The sequence below is a fragment of the Synechococcus sp. O70.2 genome, from assembly GCF_047462135.1.
GTDB lineage: Bacteria > Cyanobacteriota > Cyanobacteriia > Thermostichales > Thermostichaceae > Thermostichus.
The window spans coordinates 520753-537889 of the sequence record NZ_JANSIS010000001.1 but is presented as its reverse complement, the minus strand read 5'-3'; the positions used below and the strand labels follow the sequence as shown (position 1 = coordinate 537889).

19 protein-coding genes, 1 tRNA gene and 1 pseudogene are annotated in these 17137 nt (G+C 59.7%); 13 read left to right on the top strand and 8 right to left on the bottom strand.

The annotated features are described in order from the left end of the window. Positions 1–165: 165 nt before the first annotated feature. The gene (locus tag NW812_RS02550) at positions 166–633 is read left to right on the top strand and encodes a peroxiredoxin family protein (protein WP_414393776.1); all 468 of its coding nucleotides are present in this window, start codon (positions 166–168) and stop codon (positions 631–633) included. An 89-nt stretch (positions 634–722) separates the two neighbouring features. Here the strand turns inward: NW812_RS02550 and NW812_RS02545 are convergent, their stop codons facing one another. After that, the gene (locus NW812_RS02545; RefSeq protein WP_414393774.1) at positions 723–878 is read right to left on the bottom strand and encodes a TIM-barrel domain-containing protein; all 156 of its coding nucleotides are present in this window, start codon (positions 876–878) and stop codon (positions 723–725) included. A 244-nt stretch (positions 879–1122) separates the two neighbouring features. Between NW812_RS02545 and NW812_RS02540 the strand changes: the two genes are divergently transcribed. Further along, the gene (locus tag NW812_RS02540; protein WP_414393773.1) at positions 1123–2211 is read left to right on the top strand and encodes a PQQ-dependent sugar dehydrogenase; all 1089 of its coding nucleotides are present in this window, start codon (positions 1123–1125) and stop codon (positions 2209–2211) included. Between the two features lie 68 nt (positions 2212–2279). Here the strand turns inward: NW812_RS02540 and NW812_RS02535 are convergent, their stop codons facing one another. From NW812_RS02535 to NW812_RS02525, 3 genes and pseudogenes are all read right to left on the bottom strand, one after another. Further along, positions 2280–2729 carry a hypothetical protein gene (locus NW812_RS02535; RefSeq protein WP_414393771.1) on the bottom strand — a complete coding sequence of 150 codons (450 nt, stop codon included), beginning with the start codon at positions 2727–2729 and terminating at the stop codon, positions 2280–2282. Positions 2730–2925: 196 nt separating this feature from the next. After that, positions 2926–2997, bottom strand: a tRNA-Val gene (locus tag NW812_RS02530). Positions 2998–3494: 497 nt separating this feature from the next. Continuing rightward, positions 3495–3776: pseudogene (locus NW812_RS02525) on the bottom strand (DUF6679 family protein); the annotation flags it as partial. A 196-nt stretch (positions 3777–3972) separates the two neighbouring features. Between NW812_RS02525 and NW812_RS02520 the strand changes: the two are divergent. Next, positions 3973–4833 (top strand): prephenate/arogenate dehydrogenase, encoded by an 861-nt coding sequence (locus NW812_RS02520; RefSeq protein ID WP_414393769.1) that lies wholly within the window; start codon positions 3973–3975, stop codon positions 4831–4833. A gap of 31 nt (positions 4834–4864) precedes the next feature. On the opposite strand, the gene NW812_RS02515 is transcribed toward NW812_RS02520, so the two are convergent. Beyond that, a complete protein-coding gene (locus NW812_RS02515; RefSeq protein WP_414393767.1) occupies positions 4865–5245 on the bottom strand; it encodes a hypothetical protein in 381 nt (126 codons plus the stop codon). Positions 5246–5419: 174 nt separating this feature from the next. After that, a complete protein-coding gene (gene rsmH / locus NW812_RS02510) occupies positions 5420–6349 on the bottom strand; it encodes a 16S rRNA (cytosine(1402)-N(4))-methyltransferase RsmH (RefSeq protein WP_414393765.1) in 930 nt (309 codons plus the stop codon). A 345-nt stretch (positions 6350–6694) separates the two neighbouring features. Here rsmH and aroA point away from each other — a divergent pair, with 345 nt between their 5' ends. Together aroA and NW812_RS02500 are read left to right on the top strand one after the other, a co-directional pair. Further along, positions 6695–8029, top strand: a complete 1335-nt coding sequence (gene aroA / locus NW812_RS02505; RefSeq protein WP_414393808.1) for a 3-phosphoshikimate 1-carboxyvinyltransferase — start codon at positions 6695–6697, stop codon at positions 8027–8029. 14 nt (positions 8030–8043) lie between these two features. Next, on the top strand, positions 8044–8376 hold the full coding sequence (locus tag NW812_RS02500; protein WP_414393763.1) for a TIGR03792 family protein: 333 nt from the start codon (positions 8044–8046) through the stop codon (positions 8374–8376). On the opposite strand, the gene NW812_RS02495 is transcribed toward NW812_RS02500, so the two are convergent. Beyond that, positions 8373–9140: a DUF502 domain-containing protein gene (locus tag NW812_RS02495; RefSeq protein WP_414393761.1), complete on the bottom strand. Its 768-nt coding sequence runs from the start codon at positions 9138–9140 to the stop codon at positions 8373–8375. The genes NW812_RS02500 and NW812_RS02495 overlap by 4 nt on opposite strands. A 278-nt stretch (positions 9141–9418) precedes the next feature. Between NW812_RS02495 and NW812_RS02490 the strand changes: the two genes are divergently transcribed. From NW812_RS02490 to NW812_RS02480, 3 genes are all read left to right on the top strand, one after another. Further along, positions 9419–9886, top strand: a complete 468-nt coding sequence (locus NW812_RS02490) for an SRPBCC family protein (protein WP_414393759.1) — start codon at positions 9419–9421, stop codon at positions 9884–9886. A 71-nt stretch (positions 9887–9957) separates the two neighbouring features. Further along, on the top strand, positions 9958–10461 hold the full coding sequence (locus tag NW812_RS02485; protein WP_414393757.1) for a GNAT family N-acetyltransferase: 504 nt from the start codon (positions 9958–9960) through the stop codon (positions 10459–10461). 87 nt (positions 10462–10548) lie between these two features. Then, positions 10549–12654 (top strand): thioredoxin domain-containing protein, encoded by a 2106-nt coding sequence (locus NW812_RS02480; RefSeq protein ID WP_414393755.1) that lies wholly within the window; start codon positions 10549–10551, stop codon positions 12652–12654. Between the two features lies 1 nt (position 12655). Here the strand turns inward: NW812_RS02480 and NW812_RS02475 are convergent, their stop codons facing one another. Further along, positions 12656–13084 carry a Fur family transcriptional regulator gene (locus tag NW812_RS02475; RefSeq protein ID WP_414393753.1) on the bottom strand — a complete coding sequence of 143 codons (429 nt, stop codon included), beginning with the start codon at positions 13082–13084 and terminating at the stop codon, positions 12656–12658. Between the two features lie 204 nt (positions 13085–13288). Here NW812_RS02475 and NW812_RS02470 point away from each other — a divergent pair, with 204 nt between their 5' ends. The 5 genes from NW812_RS02470 to NW812_RS02450 all read left to right on the top strand — a co-directional run bounded on the left by NW812_RS02470 (position 13289) and on the right by NW812_RS02450 (position 17070). Continuing rightward, positions 13289–14470, top strand: a complete 1182-nt coding sequence (locus NW812_RS02470) for a metallophosphoesterase family protein (protein ID WP_414393751.1) — start codon at positions 13289–13291, stop codon at positions 14468–14470. A 99-nt stretch (positions 14471–14569) separates the two neighbouring features. Further along, positions 14570–15043, top strand: a complete 474-nt coding sequence (locus tag NW812_RS02465; protein WP_414393749.1) for a hypothetical protein — start codon at positions 14570–14572, stop codon at positions 15041–15043. A gap of 2 nt (positions 15044–15045) precedes the next feature. Further along, on the top strand, positions 15046–15624 hold the full coding sequence (gene aat / locus NW812_RS02460) for a leucyl/phenylalanyl-tRNA--protein transferase (RefSeq protein ID WP_414393747.1): 579 nt from the start codon (positions 15046–15048) through the stop codon (positions 15622–15624). Between the two features lie 79 nt (positions 15625–15703). Continuing rightward, entirely contained in the window at positions 15704–15880 is a 177-nt protein-coding gene (locus NW812_RS02455) for a DUF3285 domain-containing protein (protein WP_414393745.1), read from the top strand. A 56-nt stretch (positions 15881–15936) separates the two neighbouring features. After that, entirely contained in the window at positions 15937–17070 is a 1134-nt protein-coding gene (locus tag NW812_RS02450; RefSeq protein ID WP_414393744.1) for a histidine kinase, read from the top strand. The last annotated feature ends 67 nt before the right edge of the window (positions 17071–17137 follow it).

Genomic DNA, 17137 nt, shown 5'->3' with positions numbered 1-17137 from the left:
TTGACTGGTATGCGCTTGTCAAGGTTCTGGGGCGCTGGGCCTGGTGGCCTTGTCAGCGCTTCACTACCCTATCCCACCCTCCCCCACATCGTCAAGACCCATAAGGGGCTTTTGGGAACAGGCCACCGCTAGACTGAGAAAGTGAGTTCGGAGGGGATCGGACAAATGGGGATTGAGATTGGGATGCCAGCTCCCGACTTTAGCCTGCCTGCGGTTGGGAAAGGGGTTCCCAAGGGGGCCCAGATTTCGCTGGGGGCCTATCGGGGCAAGAGCAAGGTGCTGCTGGCTTTTTACCCCGCAGACTTTTCGCCGGTGTGTACGAGCGAGATGCGCTGTTTTCGGGAGGACTGGGGAGCTTTTCGGGCGGCAGGGTGTGAGATCTTGGGGATCAGCAGCGACCCCATCTCTCGACACGAAGCCTTTGCCGAGCAGCTCAAGCTGGAGTTCCCTCTGCTGAGTGACGTGGACAGGAGGGTAAGCCAGCAGTACGGGGTGGATAGCTTGCTGGGGATACGGCGGGCCTATTTTGTAGTGGACAGCCAAGGGATCCTACGCTACCAGCATGTGGAGTGGCTGCCCATCTTCAAGCGTGACAACCGCGAGCTGCTGGAGGTAGTGAGGGCAATTGACTAGGGGCAGGATCCTCACTGGGCTGGACAGATAGATCTGGTGTGCCTGGCCGCTGTCGAGCAAGAAGAGGGGGGGCTTGGACCGAGGGGCTCTTATCCAGCCTGGTTGTCGCCCGTCCAGACGGCCACCCAGCGCCGGATCCTGGCAAAGCCGGAGCGAGTAAGGACAAAGGAGCACTGGTCGGAGTCGAGCTGTTGTAGACCCTTGCGGGAGGCGTGGGCCCTCAGGAGACCGTAGAGGTTATGCACTCTTCGGAGGAGCTTTGGGAAGTCTCGAGAGGGATCCACAGGTCTAATGGTTTGGGGACAGATCGCCGCCCTCAGGGCTAACCTAAAGGGAGAGAACAACGCCTGCCCTTAGCTCTATTGCGAAAACGAGGCGGCAATCGCCATGAGGATCTCGGTGATAAAGCTTCTCTCCTCACTGCTGCTTTTGGGAGGGCTGTCCGCCCCTGTTGCCGTAGGGGCCTATCCGGTCAGCCCCAAAACGGTCATGTCTCTGCAACGGGGGGATCACGCTCAAGCGCTGCCTAGAGCCAAAACGAAGCAACGCTTTCGGGTGGTAACCTTGGCAACCGGCCTGGAGCATCCGTGGGGGATGGCTTTTCTGCCAGATGGAACCATTTTGGTTACCGAACGCCCGGGCCGCCTGCGGCGGGTTACCGACCGAGGGTTGGATCCCCAGCCCATAGCCGGGGTGCCGGAGGTGTTTGCCCGCGGCCAAGGGGGACTGCTGGATATCGCTTTGCACCCCAACTACGCGGAGAACGGCTGGATCTACTTGTCCTACGCGGCTCCCGGGCCGGGTGGAGGGGGGACACGAGTGGCGCGGGCCCGCCTAGGGAAAAAGGGACTCCAGGACCTGGAAGTGATTTTTGACATGGAGCGCAAGACGCCTGCCCAGCAGCACTTCGGCTCCCGCTTGGTCTTTGACGAAGAAGGGTTTCTCTACATCAGTACTGGGGATCGCGGAGAACGGAATCGGGCTCAGGATCTGGGGGATGCAGCAGGCAAGGTGTTGCGCCTTACCGACACGGGCGGGATCCCGAAAGACAACCCCTTTGTTGGGCAAGTAGGGGCTCTGCCAGCAATTTTCACCTATGGCCACCGCAACATTCAGGGAATGGCCCGCCACCCGGAAACAGGGGCTATTTGGATACACGAACATGGGCCCAAAGGGGGAGATGAGATCAACATCCTCGCTCCCGGCGTGAACTACGGCTGGCCTTTAATCACCCATGGCCGCGAGTACAGCGGCGAACCAGTTGGCAAGGGACTAGCAGCAGCTCCTGGATTGGCTTCGCCGCTGCTTCACTGGACCCCCTCCATTGCTCCCTCTGGCATGACCTTTTACACGGGAGACGTCTTTCCCGAATGGCGGGGCAACCTCTTTGTGGGAGCACTGGCTGGCCAGCATTTGGCACGGCTGGTTTTGGAAGGGAATCGGGTGGTGGCTGAGGAGCGTCTCCTAGAGGGAGTTGTCGGCCGTATCCGGGATGTGCGTCAGGGGCCGGATGGCTTGCTCTACTTGTTGACTGACGCCCCCAACGGATCCCTGTTGCGCTTGGAGCCAAGCTCTTGATTGAGGTCAAATAGCCCTGGTCCTGTAGGATTAGCCCCAACAGGGTTTCCCAACTTCCACTGCTGCCACTACAAGAACTTAACATCTTGCTCGATGGGGAGTGGCCCTCCTGTTTGGGCATCTGTGTTGTGGCAGGCAAAGCACTCCTCCGGAGTTAGCTTAATAACCTGACCTGAAGCCGGAAGAAGAAACATTCTCAGCTCTTTGGTTGAGATCAAGATAGTCTTGCTGTTTGGAGCCCCGCGCTTGTGCTTTTCGTCAGTGAAGGTTCTGACAACGCAAGATATTGGATAGTATTCGCTTTTCCGGAGCTTAGCTTCCAGAAGCGCTCTCCAGTGGGGGCTGTTCCCAAAAATCCATTGGCCCCTAGAAAATTTGAGGTCGAATACCTGACTCCAAATTCTGCTGTAGAAGGTGATGATAGATGTCTTGACTTCGTAAGCTCTCGTTATCTCCTCTAAGTGGGATAAAAACTCGCTGGCAGTCAATGGCTGAGGAGGATTGGCAAAGGGTTTCATGAATCGATATCTTCTAGCTTCTGGTTACAGCAGTGGGATTCCCGTAGCTGCATAGTCCACCCAGCTCGAAGCACTTGCGCAAAGGGGGGTGTGTCAGAAGTTGCCCGTCAGACAACCAGTGGCCCCTCCTCAAGGGAGCCTGTAGATAGAAGCAACACCTTGCAGGGAAAGCTTGCCCGCCAAAGGCCGAAATTTATGGGCGGTACAAGATTCGAACTTGTGGCCCCTTCCGTGTGAAGGAAGTGCGCTACCGCTGCGCTAACCGCCCTTTCTAGGGTTTACTAAAGCTAGCCTCTATTGTACCACTGCTGCTACAACACTGGACAAGAAAGGTGCTCCGCACCGCTGTTGCAAACGAGGACTAAAGCCCTTGGCTGGGCGAAGAAGCAGTTGCTCTGCAGGCCGAGATCGACCCGCGCGATGGGCAAGTGACCTCCCCTTGCCAGCTAGAGCTCTACGCAGAGGAGTTCTACGGCCTCCTTGCCATTTGCCCCTGTCCAGGACGATGTTGGGATGCCTTCCTGTCGATCTCCGGAAAACTTCAACCTAGTCGTGGTTACCCTCCCGCTGGCCTTCTGGGTCGTTCCGGAACCGATCTACCCGTTTGAGCTCCTCTCCGTTCGGGCGCAGCGGCCTCAGGGACTCCATTCCGCTCTCGCGAAGGGGAGAGGCCTCCCGCTCTAGGTCTTCCCCAAGGCGCTCGCTGCCGGCACGCTCTCCGTTAAGGGGCTCTGCGGCGCGAAGGGAGGGTGGTAAACGGAGGAGTTCAGCAGGAGGGCAATCCTCGGCTGTGGGCAGGTCGGAAGTGCTAAGCACTCCTTTTGGGATGGAAGAGAGGCGCTGGGCGACAGCCCCGATGCTCTCTAGACGAATCATCTCCTCCCAGGAGCAAATCTCCTCTTCATCTTCTGTTTCGTAGCGAACCAGGATGGTGTCCCCCTCGATATCGAGGATCTTGGCTCGTTCCAGCCAGCGTCCCTGATCGCGCAGGTAGATCCACACTTCCTTGCCTTCGCGGCTGAGTTGATAGATCCTACGATGAAGCACGGTTCCCTCCTGCGATAAAAGATCCGGACGAACTGTTGTGGGGGTTACCCAGTTCACCCTTCCATCTTAGCGGCTGGATCCCTCCCCTGTATGCCCTTCATGGGGCAGAATTAACTTTCTAATCCGGAAGAAATCCCAAAAGGCAGTCTCCCTCTGCCGCCGGCTTTGGCAAAGCCTTGATCTTCAAGGAGACAGTATGCGCATCGCTATTGTCGGGTTGGGGTTGATCGGCGGATCCCTGGCTCTTAAGCTTACCGAAGCAGGGTACTCCGTCTGGGGGATCAGCCGCAATCCGGCTACCTGTCAAGAGGCCCTAGAACGTGGAGCGGTTCAGGGCTGCGGAACCGAGTTGGCCCAGTTGACGCTTTTCAACCCTCAGGTGGTGGTGATCTGTACTCCCCTGGAGCAGGTGTTGGCCACCCTGGCAGCCCTGGTGCCCTATCTGTCGCCCCAGACAGTGGTAAGCGATGTCGGCTCCGTCAAGCAGCCAATTGTTGGGCCGGCAACAGCGCTATGGCCCCTATTCGTGGGGGGGCACCCCATGGCCGGCAAGACGTTACAAGGGATCCAGGGAGCGGAAGCTAACTTGTTTCTGGGGCGACCCTATGTGCTCACTCCCATTCCCCAGACGCAACCCCAAGCCCTTGCGGTGATGCAGGAGCTAGTGGCAGCAGTGGGTGCCGAAGTTGTCCTTGCCGATCCTGTCCGCCACGATCAGGCAGTAGCTTGGGTTAGCCATCTGCCGGTCATGGTGGGAGCTGGCTTAATTGCCGCCGTCAGCCAGGAGGAGAACTCGAATATTCTGGCACTGGCCCGCACTTTGGCCAGCAGTGGCTTTCGAGATACAAGTCGGGTTGGCGGTGGGATCCCGCAGTTAGGGCTAGAGATGGCCCGCTACAACCGGCAAGCGCTGCTAGCTGCTCTGCGTGGCTACCAAGCTGAGTTGAAGGCACTAGAGCAGCTAATCGAGGGCGAACAGTGGGAAGAGCTGCTCCAGAAGCTGCAGCGAGTCCGCCAGGAATGGCAGCAGTTTCCAGTAAATCAAGGGGCGCCCTAGGTGACTAGCTGCAGCTGCTGCAACTGGCTGCTCAATACCCAACTGGATAAAAGGGGCTAGCTTTGGCTTGCTGAGGGGTGTTTTGACTTTGCCCAGAATCTCTGCGGGTAGGAGCGATGGGAACCTCGATCACCCGCTCTGGCGCTAGAGAAACCATATCGGAGCGCTCGGCAATCTCTCGCAGAGAATTGACGATGGATTCTTGAGTGAGGAGAAACTGCTGCTCATGGCGTTGCAGCCGCTGCCAAACCTGGTAGTGCTGGCTCCATTGGCTTTGGGTATGCACTGTCCAACTATAAACACCTAGCACCGCTAACCCCGAGACGATGGCGAGGCCGGTGGAGACCTGGTGCCACCAGATGAGATGCTCTCTCCAGGTGGGATCCCAACGGCGGGGATGGGCGGATTTCAAAGGTTGAGGGGGGCTGCCTTTGCAAGCTGCAGGAGACAGAGCCGTTTCAGAGTGAGGAGAGGGAGCCAAAGTTGCAGTTCTGGGCTGGATAGAGAGCAAGCTGCGACCACGGCTTGTGTTTTGGCTAACCATACGCCTCACCCAGCAAGCACTTGCTGCCAACTGGGTTCCACTCTATCCGAGGCGGGCAGCTACTCGCAGTTTGGCAGAGCGGGCCCGGGGATTGCGTTGCTGCTCCTGCTTGGAAGGGCGCAGAGGTTTGGGGGTGAGTACCTGCCAGCGGGGATCGGTACGGAAGGCCCATTTCACTAGGCGATCTTCCAGACTGTGGAAGCTGATTACAGCCAACCTACCGCCGGGCTTTAGCCAAGCAGGAGCCTGGGCCAGCAGGGTTTCTAGGGCTTCCAGTTCTCGGTTCACGGCAATGCGCAGGGCCTGAAAGACCCGCGTAGCTGGGTGGATGCGGCCCCGCCTTGCCGCCGGCGGCACTGCCTGCCAGACTACCTGGGCCAGTTGGGTAGTGGTGAAAAGGGGGCGGGAGCGTTCGATGTGATGGGCGATGCGGCGGGCAAAGCGCTCCTCGCCATAGCGAACGAAAATGTCGATCAAGTCCTCGGCAGGGCGGCGGTTAACCCAATCAGCAGCGGTTTCCTGAGCGGCAGTGGGATCCATGCGCATATCTAGCGGCCCTTCAGCGCGAAAGCTAAATCCGCGCTCAGGGCAGTCCAATTGGGGCGAGCTCACCCCCAGGTCGGCCACGATGCCATCGAAGAGGATAGGCCGCCCTTGCTCGTCGCGCCAGCCGTGCCGCTGCGGATCGAAATCGGCGAAGTTGAGGTGCCAAAGCTGGATGCGCTCCTGGGGGATCCCTGCTGCTGCCAAGCGCGCCCGAGCTGCCTGCAAAGCCAGCGGATCCCGATCCAGCCCCACCACCCGTTCTGCTCCCCCCTGCAGTAGGGCCAAGGTGTGTCCGCCTCCTCCCAAGGTTACGTCCAAAAACGTGCCGCCCTGCTGGGGCTGCAGGTAGGCCATCACCTCCTCGGTCAAAACGGACTCGTGGTGATACGGAGAGCTCTCCCCGAGCCGAGTTTCCGGCAAGTCCATGAGGTCAGTGGCTGCAGAGGGGCAACCTCGATGATTCTATCCAGGCTTTTTCCCGGGCCACCAGGCCATCGGGAATCTGCAGGCAATCCTTGCTACCGCGCAGCTGAGCAGCCCAGACAAGGGCAGTCGACCATTTAGCCGAGCCTTACAATTTGGAGGCTTCCCGCTACAGCCTGTTAGATTCCCAGAAAAAAGGCCGAGGCCCGGCCTCAACCGAGGAATCCATGTTGTTAAGGCTCATCCTGAAAGAGGAGGGCTGCTGTCAAAAGACAGGCTGTCTTTGCGGCAAGAGCGGTGTGGGTTCAACGTATCATTGAGACTGCCCCTAGTCTCCTTACGGCTGCCGTGCTAACCACTGCTGCTTCTCCCAACGTCCTGACGCTCTCCCCTGCCCGGGGCCTACGCGGCCAGATTAAGGTTCCAGGGGACAAGTCCATCTCCCACCGTGCTCTGATGCTGGGATCCCTGGCGGAAGGGGAAACGGTCATCCAGGGTCTGTCATTAGGGGAAGATCCCCACAGCACAGCGGCTTGCTTTCGGGCTTTGGGAGTCGAGATCCCTGAGCTCAACAGCGAGTGTGTGCGCATCCGAGGAGTGGGTCTGGATCGCCTACAGGAGCCGGCAGATGTCTTGGATGCCGGCAATTCCGGCACCACCTTGCGCCTGATGTTGGGAATCCTGGCTGGCCAGCGGGGGCGCTTTTTTGCCGTCACTGGGGATCGCTCCCTGCGCTCGCGGCCTATGGGGCGGGTGGTGGAGCCGCTGCGGCAGATGGGGGCTCAGATCTGGGGGCGGGCGGGGGGCAACCTGGCACCTCTGGCTGTGCAGGGGGGATCCTTAAAGGGGATCCACTACCACTCGCCTGTGGCCTCGGCCCAGGTCAAGTCCTGCCTGCTGCTGGCGGGCCTGTTGGCAGAAGGCACCACTCAGGTTACGGAGCCGGCCCTTTCCCGCGACCACTCGGAGCGGATGTTGCGGGCCTTCGGAGCCGAGATCCAGGTCGATGTGGCGACAAAAACCGTGGCGGTGGTGGGGGGATCCCGCCTGGTGGGCCAGACGGTGCAGGTGCCCGGGGACATCAGCTCGGCAGCCTTCTGGTTGGTGGCGGGCTCGATTGTGCCCGAGAGCGAATTGCTGCTAGAGGGTGTGGGCCTCAACCCCACCCGCACCGGGCTGCTGCAGGTGCTGCAGGAGATGGGGGCCGACATTCAAGTGGAGAACCAGCGGGAAGTGACCGGCGAGCCTCTGGGGGATCTGCGCGTGCGCTCGGCCCGTTTGCGAGGCTGTAGCATCGGCGGCGAGCTGATTCCCACCCTAATCGACGAGATCCCGGTTTTGGCGGTGGCAGCAGCCTTTGCCGAAGGAACTACGGTCATTCGCGATGCAGCGGAATTGCGGGTAAAAGAAAGTGACCGCTTGGCGGCCATCGCTCAGGAACTTAGCCGCATGGGTGCCCAGGTAACCGAATATCCCGACGGCCTGGAAATCAAAGGAGGGATCCCCTTGCAGGGAGCAGAGGTGGACAGCCACGCCGACCACCGCATCGCCATGAGCTTGATGGTAGCTGCCCTGGCCGCCCAGGGATCCACCACCCTCAGCGGTGCCGACTGCGCCCGCATCTCCTACCCCGACTTCATTCCCACCCTGCAGCGGCTGACCAACGCTTCATTAGCGTCTTAAGACAACTTTTGCCGATGTCCGACCAGCCTATTGTCATCGAACACCTCTGCTTTCGAGTTCCCCCCGGCGGCCAGGTGGCTTTCCTTCGGGAAGACGAGCGGATCTGGGGAGCGGCCCTGCGCCAACAGCCGGGTTTTCTGGGCAAGGAAGTCTGGCTTGACGCCGAGGATCCCGAACTTGTTCACCTCATCATTCGCTGGGCTAGCCGCGCCGCCTGGAAAGCTTTCCCCCCAGAGCAGGCGGAAGCCTTGGATCGGCAGATGCAGCCCTTCTACGTGCGCCTGGAGCAAGCCAAAGAATACCAGCTCTGGCAGCCCAACCTCCTAGGAGAGGAACCGGCCAGCTAAGAAGCCTCAAAGCCCACCTCGGCAGCCGTTGAGTCCGTCCTAGCAGAGGCTGCCGCCCGCTCTTGTTCCACCAGCTCCCGCAAGCTGGGCATGGTTACCGCCAGAGCTCCCTCGCGCCGCTGCAGCCCAGCCTCAAAGGTTTCCGGGGTCACGATCCCACCGGAGATGAGCATCTTAAAAGCATCCTCCACCGGCATGAACACCTCCACCACCTGATCTTCTGGCACGATCGCATACCAGCCAGTGGTTGGGTTGGGAGTGGTGGGGATAAACACGCTAAGGGAACGCTGGGGCCCGCCCAGTCGGATGGGAGTTTGAATGCTGCCCGTTACAAAAGCCAAAGCCCAGATCCCTGGCCGGGGGTATTCTACCAGCACCACCCGCCGAAACCCCTGGTTGTTGGGAGCAAATAAGACACTGAGCAATTGCTTTAGGGTCTTGTACACCAGCCCCGCCACTGGGATGGCATGGAGCAGCTGCTCGCTTAGGTTGAGCAGCCACTGGCCGACAATGTTGCGGGCCATGAAGCCAATCAGCAAAATAAGCAAGATTGGCGTCAGCAAGCCCACCGCCAGGTTGATGAGGTTAACCAGGATGGGGTGCAGCCCTTGGATGGGGTTAAACGGCTTAGGAATGCTGGTCAGAAAACCGATGCTCCAGGTGGCCACTTCCACCATCAGCCAAATGGTGGTTGCTAGAGGAATCACCACCAGCAATCCCGCCACGAAGTAGTTTTTAAGATGCTGTTTCCACTGAGAAACCATGGTGAGGTCGTCCCGTCAAGTCAAACAGCTGAGTGCAGCGGGCCAATGCAGGTGAAGCTTGCAGGTGGCAATCATGATACCCGCCTTCTGCCTCACCTCATACTAGGCATCGACCGCACTTTGCTGGCCAAAGGCGCAAAGCCCCCGATCTTGCCTCGGGCTGATAATGCTATCTTAGGCCGATATAAAATTTTGTAAAGGCAGGGATCCCCCAGCGGCTTGGTGGCCAGGGCCGAGGGTGGCTTCCCCTTTCTGCCGCATCTTGTGTGGGAGGCGCCATGGCGGAGTCAGATTGGTTAGAGCACACCTGTCAGGTGGAGGTGCCGGTTCCCATTGAACAGGTTTGGGAGCTGTGGTCCAACCTGGCCCTCATGCCGCGTTGGATGCGGTGGATTCGCTCGGTGGAATTGCTGGATCACAACCTATCGCGGTGGACGCTTGCTACGCGCGGCTTCACCTTCAGTTGGATCTCCCGCACCCACACGGTGGTGAAACACCAACGCATCGCCTGGCAATCGGTGGAAGGGCTGCCCAATCGGGGGGCGCTGCGGTTTTATGATCGCAAGGGTAGTACCCTTGTGAAGCTGTCAGTGGCCTACAAGATTCCAGGCATTCTGGGCAAAATTCTAGATGGCCTGTTCGTGGGTAAGGTAGTGGAAAGCACCATCCAGGCGGACTTGGAGCGCTTCAAAGCCTATGCCTTGGAGCAGGCGAGGTTAAGCTCTGACAGCGCCTCGGCCAGCTAGCTCCGCCTGGTTGGGCGAGCTGTCTTCTCGGCTCCTTGCTTGACCACTCTCGCTGCGGCCAAGATTTGAACATGCCCGATCCCCCTTCTCAGCCTCTTGTTGCCTCTTCTTCTCAGCCTGTTGACAACCGCAACATTCGCTTTTCTCTAGAGCGGGGCGAGCTGGACTTGGAGCAGCTTCTGCTGCTATTGAACCGCAATGCCTTTTGGGCGCAAAACCGCCGTCGGGACGAGATGGAGCGGGCCATTGCCCACAGCCATCCGGTGGTCAGCGCCTGGGACGGGGAGCGCCTGATTGGCTTTGGCCGCGCCACCTCCGATGGAGTTTACCGGGCCGTCCTCTGGGATATTGTGGTGGATTCCGACTACCGCCGCCAGGGCATTGGGCGCAAGCTGGTGGAAACCCTAATTAGCCATCCCCACCTGCAGTCGGTGGAGCGCATCTACGTGTTCACCACCCATCAGCGCGGCTTTTACGAGCGGATTGGTTTTGTGGAAAACCCCAGCACCACTTTGGTTCTCTATGGGCGATCGCTGGAGTTTTTAATCCCAGCCGCCAAACAGGAGCAGGTCTAATCCCCGGGGCAAGGGGGGACAGGGGTCTGGCTTGGCCTCGAGGGGAGGACGCGCTAGCCTGAGCAAAAAAGGTGAGAGGATTTACCTATGGCCAATCGCCTCGCCACGTGTTCCAGCCTCTACCTGCGCAAGCACGCCAATAATCCAGTGGATTGGTGGCCTTGGATCCCGGAGGCCCTGGAGAAAGCCCGGGCCGAGGATAAGCCGATTTTTCTGTCTATTGGCTACTCCAGTTGCCACTGGTGCACGGTCATGGAGGGAGAGGCCTTTTCCGACCCCGAGATTGCCGCTTTCTTGAATGCCCACTTTTTGCCCATCAAGGTCGATCGCGAGGAGCGGCCCGATCTGGACAGCATCTACATGCAGGCGCTGCAACTCATGAGCGGGCAGGGAGGGTGGCCTCTCAATGTCTTTCTCACACCCAATGACCTGGTGCCGTTTTATGCAGGCACCTATTTTCCCGTGAAGCCCCGCTTTGGCCGGCCAGGGTTTCTAACGGTGCTGCAGCGCGTCCTGCAGTTTTACCGGCAGGAAAAAGAAAAAATTGCGGAGATGAAGGGCCAGATTTTGACGGCCCTGACCACCCTCAGCGACCTAGTGCCAGAAGACCATATTCCACCCGACTTACTGCGCTCCGGGATCGCCAAGATCCAGCCCTTGCTCACCAACGCTGGGGCGGTGCAGCAGTTCCCCATGATGCCCTATGCCCAGTTGGTGCTGCGCTCGGCCCGCTTCGACCCGCCGGAAGGGATCGACGGCTTGCCGACAGCTCTGGAACGGGCTAAGGAGCGGGCCATGGCCCTGGTGTTGGGCGGGATCTTCGACCATGTGGCCGGTGGCTTTCACCGCTACACCGTGGATCCCACCTGGACGGTGCCCCACTTTGAAAAGATGCTCTACGACAACGGGCAGATCTTGGAGTTCTTGGCAGAGCTGTGGGCCCACGGCATCCGGGACGCTGCCATCGAGCGGGCGGTGCGCCTGACGGTGGAGTGGGTGGCGCGGGAGATGACAGCTCCTGCTGGGTATTTCTATGCGGCCCAGGATGCCGATAGTTTTGCCCGGCGAGAAGATGCGGAGCCCGAGGAGGGGGAGTTCTATGTCTGGCGCTGGCAGGAGCTGCAAGATTTGCTCGATGAAGAAACCTTCCACGCTCTGCAGCAGGCTTTCTTCCTGTTGCCAGGGGGCAATTTCCCCGACCGGCCCGGCTGCATTGTCCTCCAGCGCCAACAGGGGGGAGAGCTGCCGCCGGAAGTCGAGACCGCCTTGACCACTCATCTGTTTCGGGCTCGCTACGGCTCCACCGAGCGCAGGATCCCCTTCCCGCCGGCAGTAGATGCCCAATCGGCCCGCCAACACCCTTGGCCAGGGCGGATCCCGCCTGTTACGGACACCAAGATGATCGTCTCCTGGAACGGCCTGATGATCTCGGGGCTGGCACGGGCCTACCAGGTGTTTGGCGACGAGGAGTACCTGCAGTTGGCCTTGCGGGCTGCCCAGTTCATCCTTAGCCGCCAGCGCCATCCCGACACGGGATCCCTGCTGCGGTTGAACTACGACGGCACACCCCAGGTGCCTGCCAAATCCGAAGACTACGCCCTCTTCATCAAGGCCCTGTTGGATCTGCACCAGGCCTGCCTAGGTCGAGCAGGGGATCCCACTTCCCAGTACTGGCTGGAGGCTGCCATCCGGTTGCAGCAGGAGATGGACGCGCAACTGTGGGATACGGCCAGGGGAGGTTACTTTGTCAGTGATGCCCAGAGCGCCGCTGAACTCCTGGTGCGGGAGAAAGACTTCCAGGACAGCGCCATGCCGTCAGCCAATGGTGTGGCCATCGCCAACCTGGTGCGTCTGGCTGCCCTCACGGGCGATCTGGACTATCTGGAGCGAGCAGAGCAGGCCCTGAAAACTTTTGCCCATCTCATGAGCACCCAGCCGCGGGTCTGTCCCACTCTATTCCTTGGGCTAGACTGGTACAGCAACTGGGTGAAGGTGACCTTAGGAGCTGAGCACATCCCCACCTTCCAACAGCGCCCCTGGCCCACTGCCGTCTTTACTTTGCCTGCAGAGGCAGAGCCCCTGCCGCCAGGGACGGTGGGCCTAGTGTGCTGGGGCAGCAAGTGCCTGGCTCCGGCTAGCTCGCTGGAACAAATCCAGTCTCAGATCAACAGGGGACAAAACCGCTCCTACTGACCTAGCTTCTTCCTGGATTTTCCACGCCAAAGAACTCGATGCGATAGCTGTGGATGCGGGTGCCGGTCTTTTGCTCCACCTCAGCCAGCAACTCCGGCGGCAACTCTACCTCTACGTCGAGAATGCGGTTGCTATCTAGACAATTGACATGGCTGTGGGGGTGGGTACACCTGCCGTAGCGGCGCCCATCAGCGCGATCCAGGCACTCAATGATGTTGTGCCTAGCCAGAGCCTCTAGGTTTTGATAGACGGAAGTGTGGCCAATGGGCTTGCCTTGCCGATTAAGACGGTCGTAGATTTCTCGCGCCGAGAGGTGCTCGCCACATTGCCACAAGAGTTCCAAAATGTAGCGGCGCTGCCGGCTAAGACGAAGATTGCTCTCCCGGCATCGCTCTAGCGCAGCTTCCAAGGAATCCACAGGGCGAGGCATGGGAAAACCTCAAGCCATACCGAGTTCGAGATATCCAATTGCCGGTTCAACCTAGCCTAGCATCCGCGATTTGGCTTCTAGAAGCCACCCCAAAGCCTTCAAAAAACTGGCCGTCGACCTCTCCAGGCCGTGGCGCCAACAGCAGCCTGTTCATTTTCTACAATACCGCTGGGGTTACCGCTGGGGTGTTGAGGAGGAGTTAGGATGCGGCGGCGCAAGCTGCTCCTAGGCTTGTTGGGGTTAGCCGTTAGCAGCGGATGGGCAGGGGCCTACTGGGCCAGTCGGCAGCCCCTGGCTTCTCAGCCAAAGCCGACAAGGAAAGCGCCACCTCTGCTGCCGCAGCCCACCCCTACGGCTGTCCCCCATCCTGAAGCTCCTCGCGGCTTCTACATCCCTCCCCGCCGAGATCTGCGCCTCGTGGTGATTAGTGACCTAAATGGCCTCTACGGCTCGGTGAACTACGACCCAGAGGTGGATCGGGCCATCCGCCTCATCCCCTACTTCCAGCCGGATATCGTCTTGGGAGGAGGGGACATGGTGGCAGGGCAGGATCCCCGCCTTTCCGAAGAGCGCATCCGCGCCATGTGGGCAGCCTTTGACCAACATGTGGCAGCTCCGCTGCGCGCTGCCCAACTGCCCTATGGCTTTACCTTGGGCAACCACGATGCTTCCTGTGCCCGCAACGCCCGCGGTGGTTTTCTCTTTCAAAAGGAACGGGATCTGGCGCGCGAGTTTTGGAACGATCCCGCCCATGATCCTGGCCTGAATTTTGTGGATCGGGGCGATTTCCCCTTCTACTACACCTTTGAAAAAGATGGGGTTTTCTACCTAGTTTGGGATGCTAGCTGCAACTTCATTCCCTCTGAACAGATGGCTTGGGCAGAAGCAGCGCTAGCCAGCGAGCGGGCTCAACAGGCCAAGCTGCGCATCGTCATTGGTCACCTGCCCCTCTATGCCGTTGCCGTCGGGCGCGACCATCCGGGAGAAGTGCTGCTGGATGCTGAAGCCAAGCGAGCTTTGCTGGAAAGGTACCGCGTCCATACTTACATCAGTGGCCACCACCACGCCTACTATCCTGGCTACAAGGGACAGTTGCAGCTGCTTCACTGTGGCGCTCTCGGCTCTGGGCCCCGCCCCCTGTTGGGCAGCCCCCTGCCACCCCGCAAGACCCTTACCCTCATCGACATTGACTTCGCCTCCCCAGAGATTACCCACTACACAACCTACGACATGCGGGATCTAAGTGTGATTGACCAGGCCCAGCTCCCTCGCTTCCTCACCGGTCACAATGGCTTGGTTCTGCGCCGCGATGTCCGCTGGGATAGCCTTACCCCCGCGGAAATTGCCATCTGCCGGGCTCGTCTTGGATCCCTCTGCCGGGATTAGGCCAGCCAAACAGCACCCGGCTGCTCTAGATTACTGGCTGGCAGGAGAGGCTCATCCTGGAAACTCACTAGGGGATCTATTGAAACTCAAGGCAAGAGCATGGCTTCCTTAAAACGACGGCGGCAATTTTGGCTTGTCAGCTGGATTGCGCTGCTGGCCGGCTTGATGGGATCCCTGCTAGCTGGGGTACAAGCGCAGCAGGATCTCACCCCGACCCAGCTGGCGCAGGCTCAGTACGTGCGCAGTTGCGGCACCTGCCACGTGGCGCTGCCCGCTCAGGTGTTGCCCACCGAAACCTGGCAACGGCTGCTGCAGGATCCCAACCACTACGGCCAGCAGATTCAGCCCTTGACCGGTGTGACTTTCCAACTGGCTTGGGGCTATTTACGGCCCAACTCTCGTCCGCTGCGGCAGGGGGAGCCAGTGCCCTATCGTCTAGCCGAGTCTCGCTACTTCCGGGCTTTGCACCTGCAGGTGGACTTTCCTACCCCAGTGCGAGTAAGTGGCTGTGTGGATTGTCACCCCAAGGCCGAGGCGGGGGATTTCGCCACCCTCTCGCCAAACTGGCAATGAGTATGCAGGTAGACATAACCGCCATTGTGGCCGGCTATGCCCAGGGCTACTTTCTCATGGCCGATGAAGAGACGGGATCCCTGGGGTGGTATGGCTGTAGGCAGCATGCGCTAATCCCTCTGGACGAGCGGTTTCACTGTCCGCGCTCCCTGAGGCCCCTAGTGCGCAGCGGTCGCTTTCAGGTGCGCATCAACAGCGCTTTTGAGCAGGTGGTGGAGGGCTGCGCTGCTCGACCAAAAACCTGGATTAGCTCGGAGTTAAAGCAGATTTACCTAGCTCTGCACCAAGCGGGGTTTGCTCACAGCTTTGAGACCTGGCAGGGAGAAGTTCTCGCAGGCGGGATCCTGGGCATTACCTTGGGGGCGGCTTTCATTGGCGAGTCGATGTTTTACCGCATTCCCAATGGCTCCAAAGTGGCGCTGGTGAAGTTGGTGGAACACCTGCGGGAGCGGGGCTTTCGCCTTTTTGACGCCCAGCTAATGAACCCGCACCTGGCCCGCTTTGGGGCTTTTCTCGTGGATGGCCAAGAGTACCGAAAGCTGTTGCAGCAGTGCCTAGGGATCCCTTGCCGGTTTGACTGATGAGCTGGTGGCCGCAGGCGTATTAACGGGGGCAGCTTGAGCTAGGTTAGAGGTATCGGCCCGCGTTTCCGACATCCCAATGTCCCAGCCTTCGCCGGTTAGCTCCTCGCAGAGCGAGAAGGGATCCTCGCCCAGCTATGTTCGCCTGGCCATGCGCAACATGGTGCGCAAAGGCAGAACCTCTCTCCTGCACTTCAGCTTGACCACGGTGGGGCTAGTGGCTGTGCTGGTGGGTCTGGCCTACCTGTTTCGCTAAGCTCAACGGTGTGGAGGGTGAGCTCAAGGTACCCGCCGCCCTTTGGACTTTGGCCTATGCAAACCTCGCTAGATTGCGCTTCTACCCGTTCCACCATTCGGCTGCTGTTGTTTGCCCAAGGCCGAGCCAACGTCGAAGAACTGGCAGAGCAACTCCGTCGGCACATCCAGAGCTTACCTGGCCAATACCCTGCTCATCTAAAAGTGGTGCCGCTAGAAGAGCACCCCTACCTGGCGGAGCACTACAAGCTGGTGGTGACCCCCGCTTTAGTGAAGGCAGAGCCCTTGCCAGCCCAGGTTTTGGCGGGGGAGGACTTGGCGACGCAACTGGAAGTGTGGTGGCCTCGCTGGCAGGGTCAGGCGGCTCTTGCCTCCCACCAACAAAAGGAGGGTCAGGATCCCACCCCTCCTCCCATCACCGAGGCGCTGCTCCAGCTGTCAGAGGAGGTGTTCTTGCTGCGGCAAGAGCGAGCCCAATTGCGGGAACAGCTGGATTTTAAAGACCGCGTTCTGGCGATGCTGGTTCACGATTTGCGCAGCCCTCTGACGGCTACAGCTCTAGCGGTGGAAACCCTGCAGCAAGCGCGCGAGGGATCCCTGGACAAGGCTCTGGAGCGGCAACTGTTCGAGCACGCCCGCCAGCAGTTGCGCAAGATGGACAGCATGATCACCGACATTCTTGAATCGGCCCGCGGCAGCGCTTCGGAGCTGAGGATCCGGGCGGTAGAAACCCAACTGGCTAGCCTATGCCAGCCGCTTATTGAGGAGCTGCAGCCCCGTATCCAGGCCAAGCAGTTGCAGTTTCAAGTCGATATTCCCCTGGATCTGCCCACGGTTCACGTGGATCCCGACAAAATCCGCCAGGTGATCTTTAACCTCCTGGACAACGCCATCAAGTACACCCCTGCCGGGGGATCTATTCGCCTTGCCATCCTTCACCGCACCAGTCAAAAGATCCAAGTGACTGTCAGCGATACTGGCCCTGGGATCCCTGAAGCTGAGCAAGAGAAGATCTTCTCCGAGGCTGTGCGCCTAGAGCGCGATCAGCAGCAGGAGGGCTACGGCATTGGCCTTTCCCTCTGCCGTCGCATCGTGCGTGCCCACTACGGCCAGATTTGGGTGGAATCTATCCCAGGTAAGGGCAGCAGTTTTCATTTCACCCTGCCGGTCTATCGCCTCAGTGGGCACTAGCTGGCCCCCGCTAAAAATTGGTCAAAACCAGGGCGGCCGCACGAGGAGTACCGTGTGATGGTGTGAA

Excerpts from the sequence above, each read along its gene's own strand:
- NW812_RS02465 (WP_414393749.1), top strand. The coding sequence starts at position 14,570 with ATGGCTTCCTTAAAACGACGGCGGCAATTTTGGCTTGTCAGCTGGATT.
- NW812_RS02490 (WP_414393759.1), top strand. The coding sequence starts at position 9,419 with ATGGCGGAGTCAGATTGGTTAGAGCACACCTGTCAGGTGGAGGTGCCG.
- NW812_RS02500 (WP_414393763.1), top strand. The coding sequence starts at position 8,044 with ATGTCCGACCAGCCTATTGTCATCGAACACCTCTGCTTTCGAGTTCCC.
- NW812_RS02495 (WP_414393761.1), bottom strand. The coding sequence starts at position 9,140 with ATGGTTTCTCAGTGGAAACAGCATCTTAAAAACTACTTCGTGGCGGGA.
- NW812_RS02450 (WP_414393744.1), top strand. The coding sequence starts at position 15,937 with ATGCAAACCTCGCTAGATTGCGCTTCTACCCGTTCCACCATTCGGCTG.
- NW812_RS02455 (WP_414393745.1), top strand. The coding sequence starts at position 15,704 with ATGTCCCAGCCTTCGCCGGTTAGCTCCTCGCAGAGCGAGAAGGGATCC.
- NW812_RS02470 (WP_414393751.1), top strand. The coding sequence starts at position 13,289 with ATGCGGCGGCGCAAGCTGCTCCTAGGCTTGTTGGGGTTAGCCGTTAGC.
- NW812_RS02550 (WP_414393776.1), top strand. The coding sequence starts at position 166 with ATGGGGATTGAGATTGGGATGCCAGCTCCCGACTTTAGCCTGCCTGCG.
- NW812_RS02475 (WP_414393753.1), bottom strand. The coding sequence starts at position 13,084 with ATGCCTCGCCCTGTGGATTCCTTGGAAGCTGCGCTAGAGCGATGCCGG.
- NW812_RS02520 (WP_414393769.1), top strand. The coding sequence starts at position 3,973 with ATGCGCATCGCTATTGTCGGGTTGGGGTTGATCGGCGGATCCCTGGCT.
- NW812_RS02485 (WP_414393757.1), top strand. The coding sequence starts at position 9,958 with ATGCCCGATCCCCCTTCTCAGCCTCTTGTTGCCTCTTCTTCTCAGCCT.
- aat (WP_414393747.1), top strand. The coding sequence starts at position 15,046 with ATGCAGGTAGACATAACCGCCATTGTGGCCGGCTATGCCCAGGGCTAC.
- rsmH (WP_414393765.1), bottom strand. The coding sequence starts at position 6,349 with ATGGACTTGCCGGAAACTCGGCTCGGGGAGAGCTCTCCGTATCACCAC.
- NW812_RS02480 (WP_414393755.1), top strand. The coding sequence starts at position 10,549 with ATGGCCAATCGCCTCGCCACGTGTTCCAGCCTCTACCTGCGCAAGCAC.
- NW812_RS02540 (WP_414393773.1), top strand. The coding sequence starts at position 1,123 with ATGTCTCTGCAACGGGGGGATCACGCTCAAGCGCTGCCTAGAGCCAAA.
- NW812_RS02535 (WP_414393771.1), bottom strand. The coding sequence starts at position 2,729 with ATGAAACCCTTTGCCAATCCTCCTCAGCCATTGACTGCCAGCGAGTTT.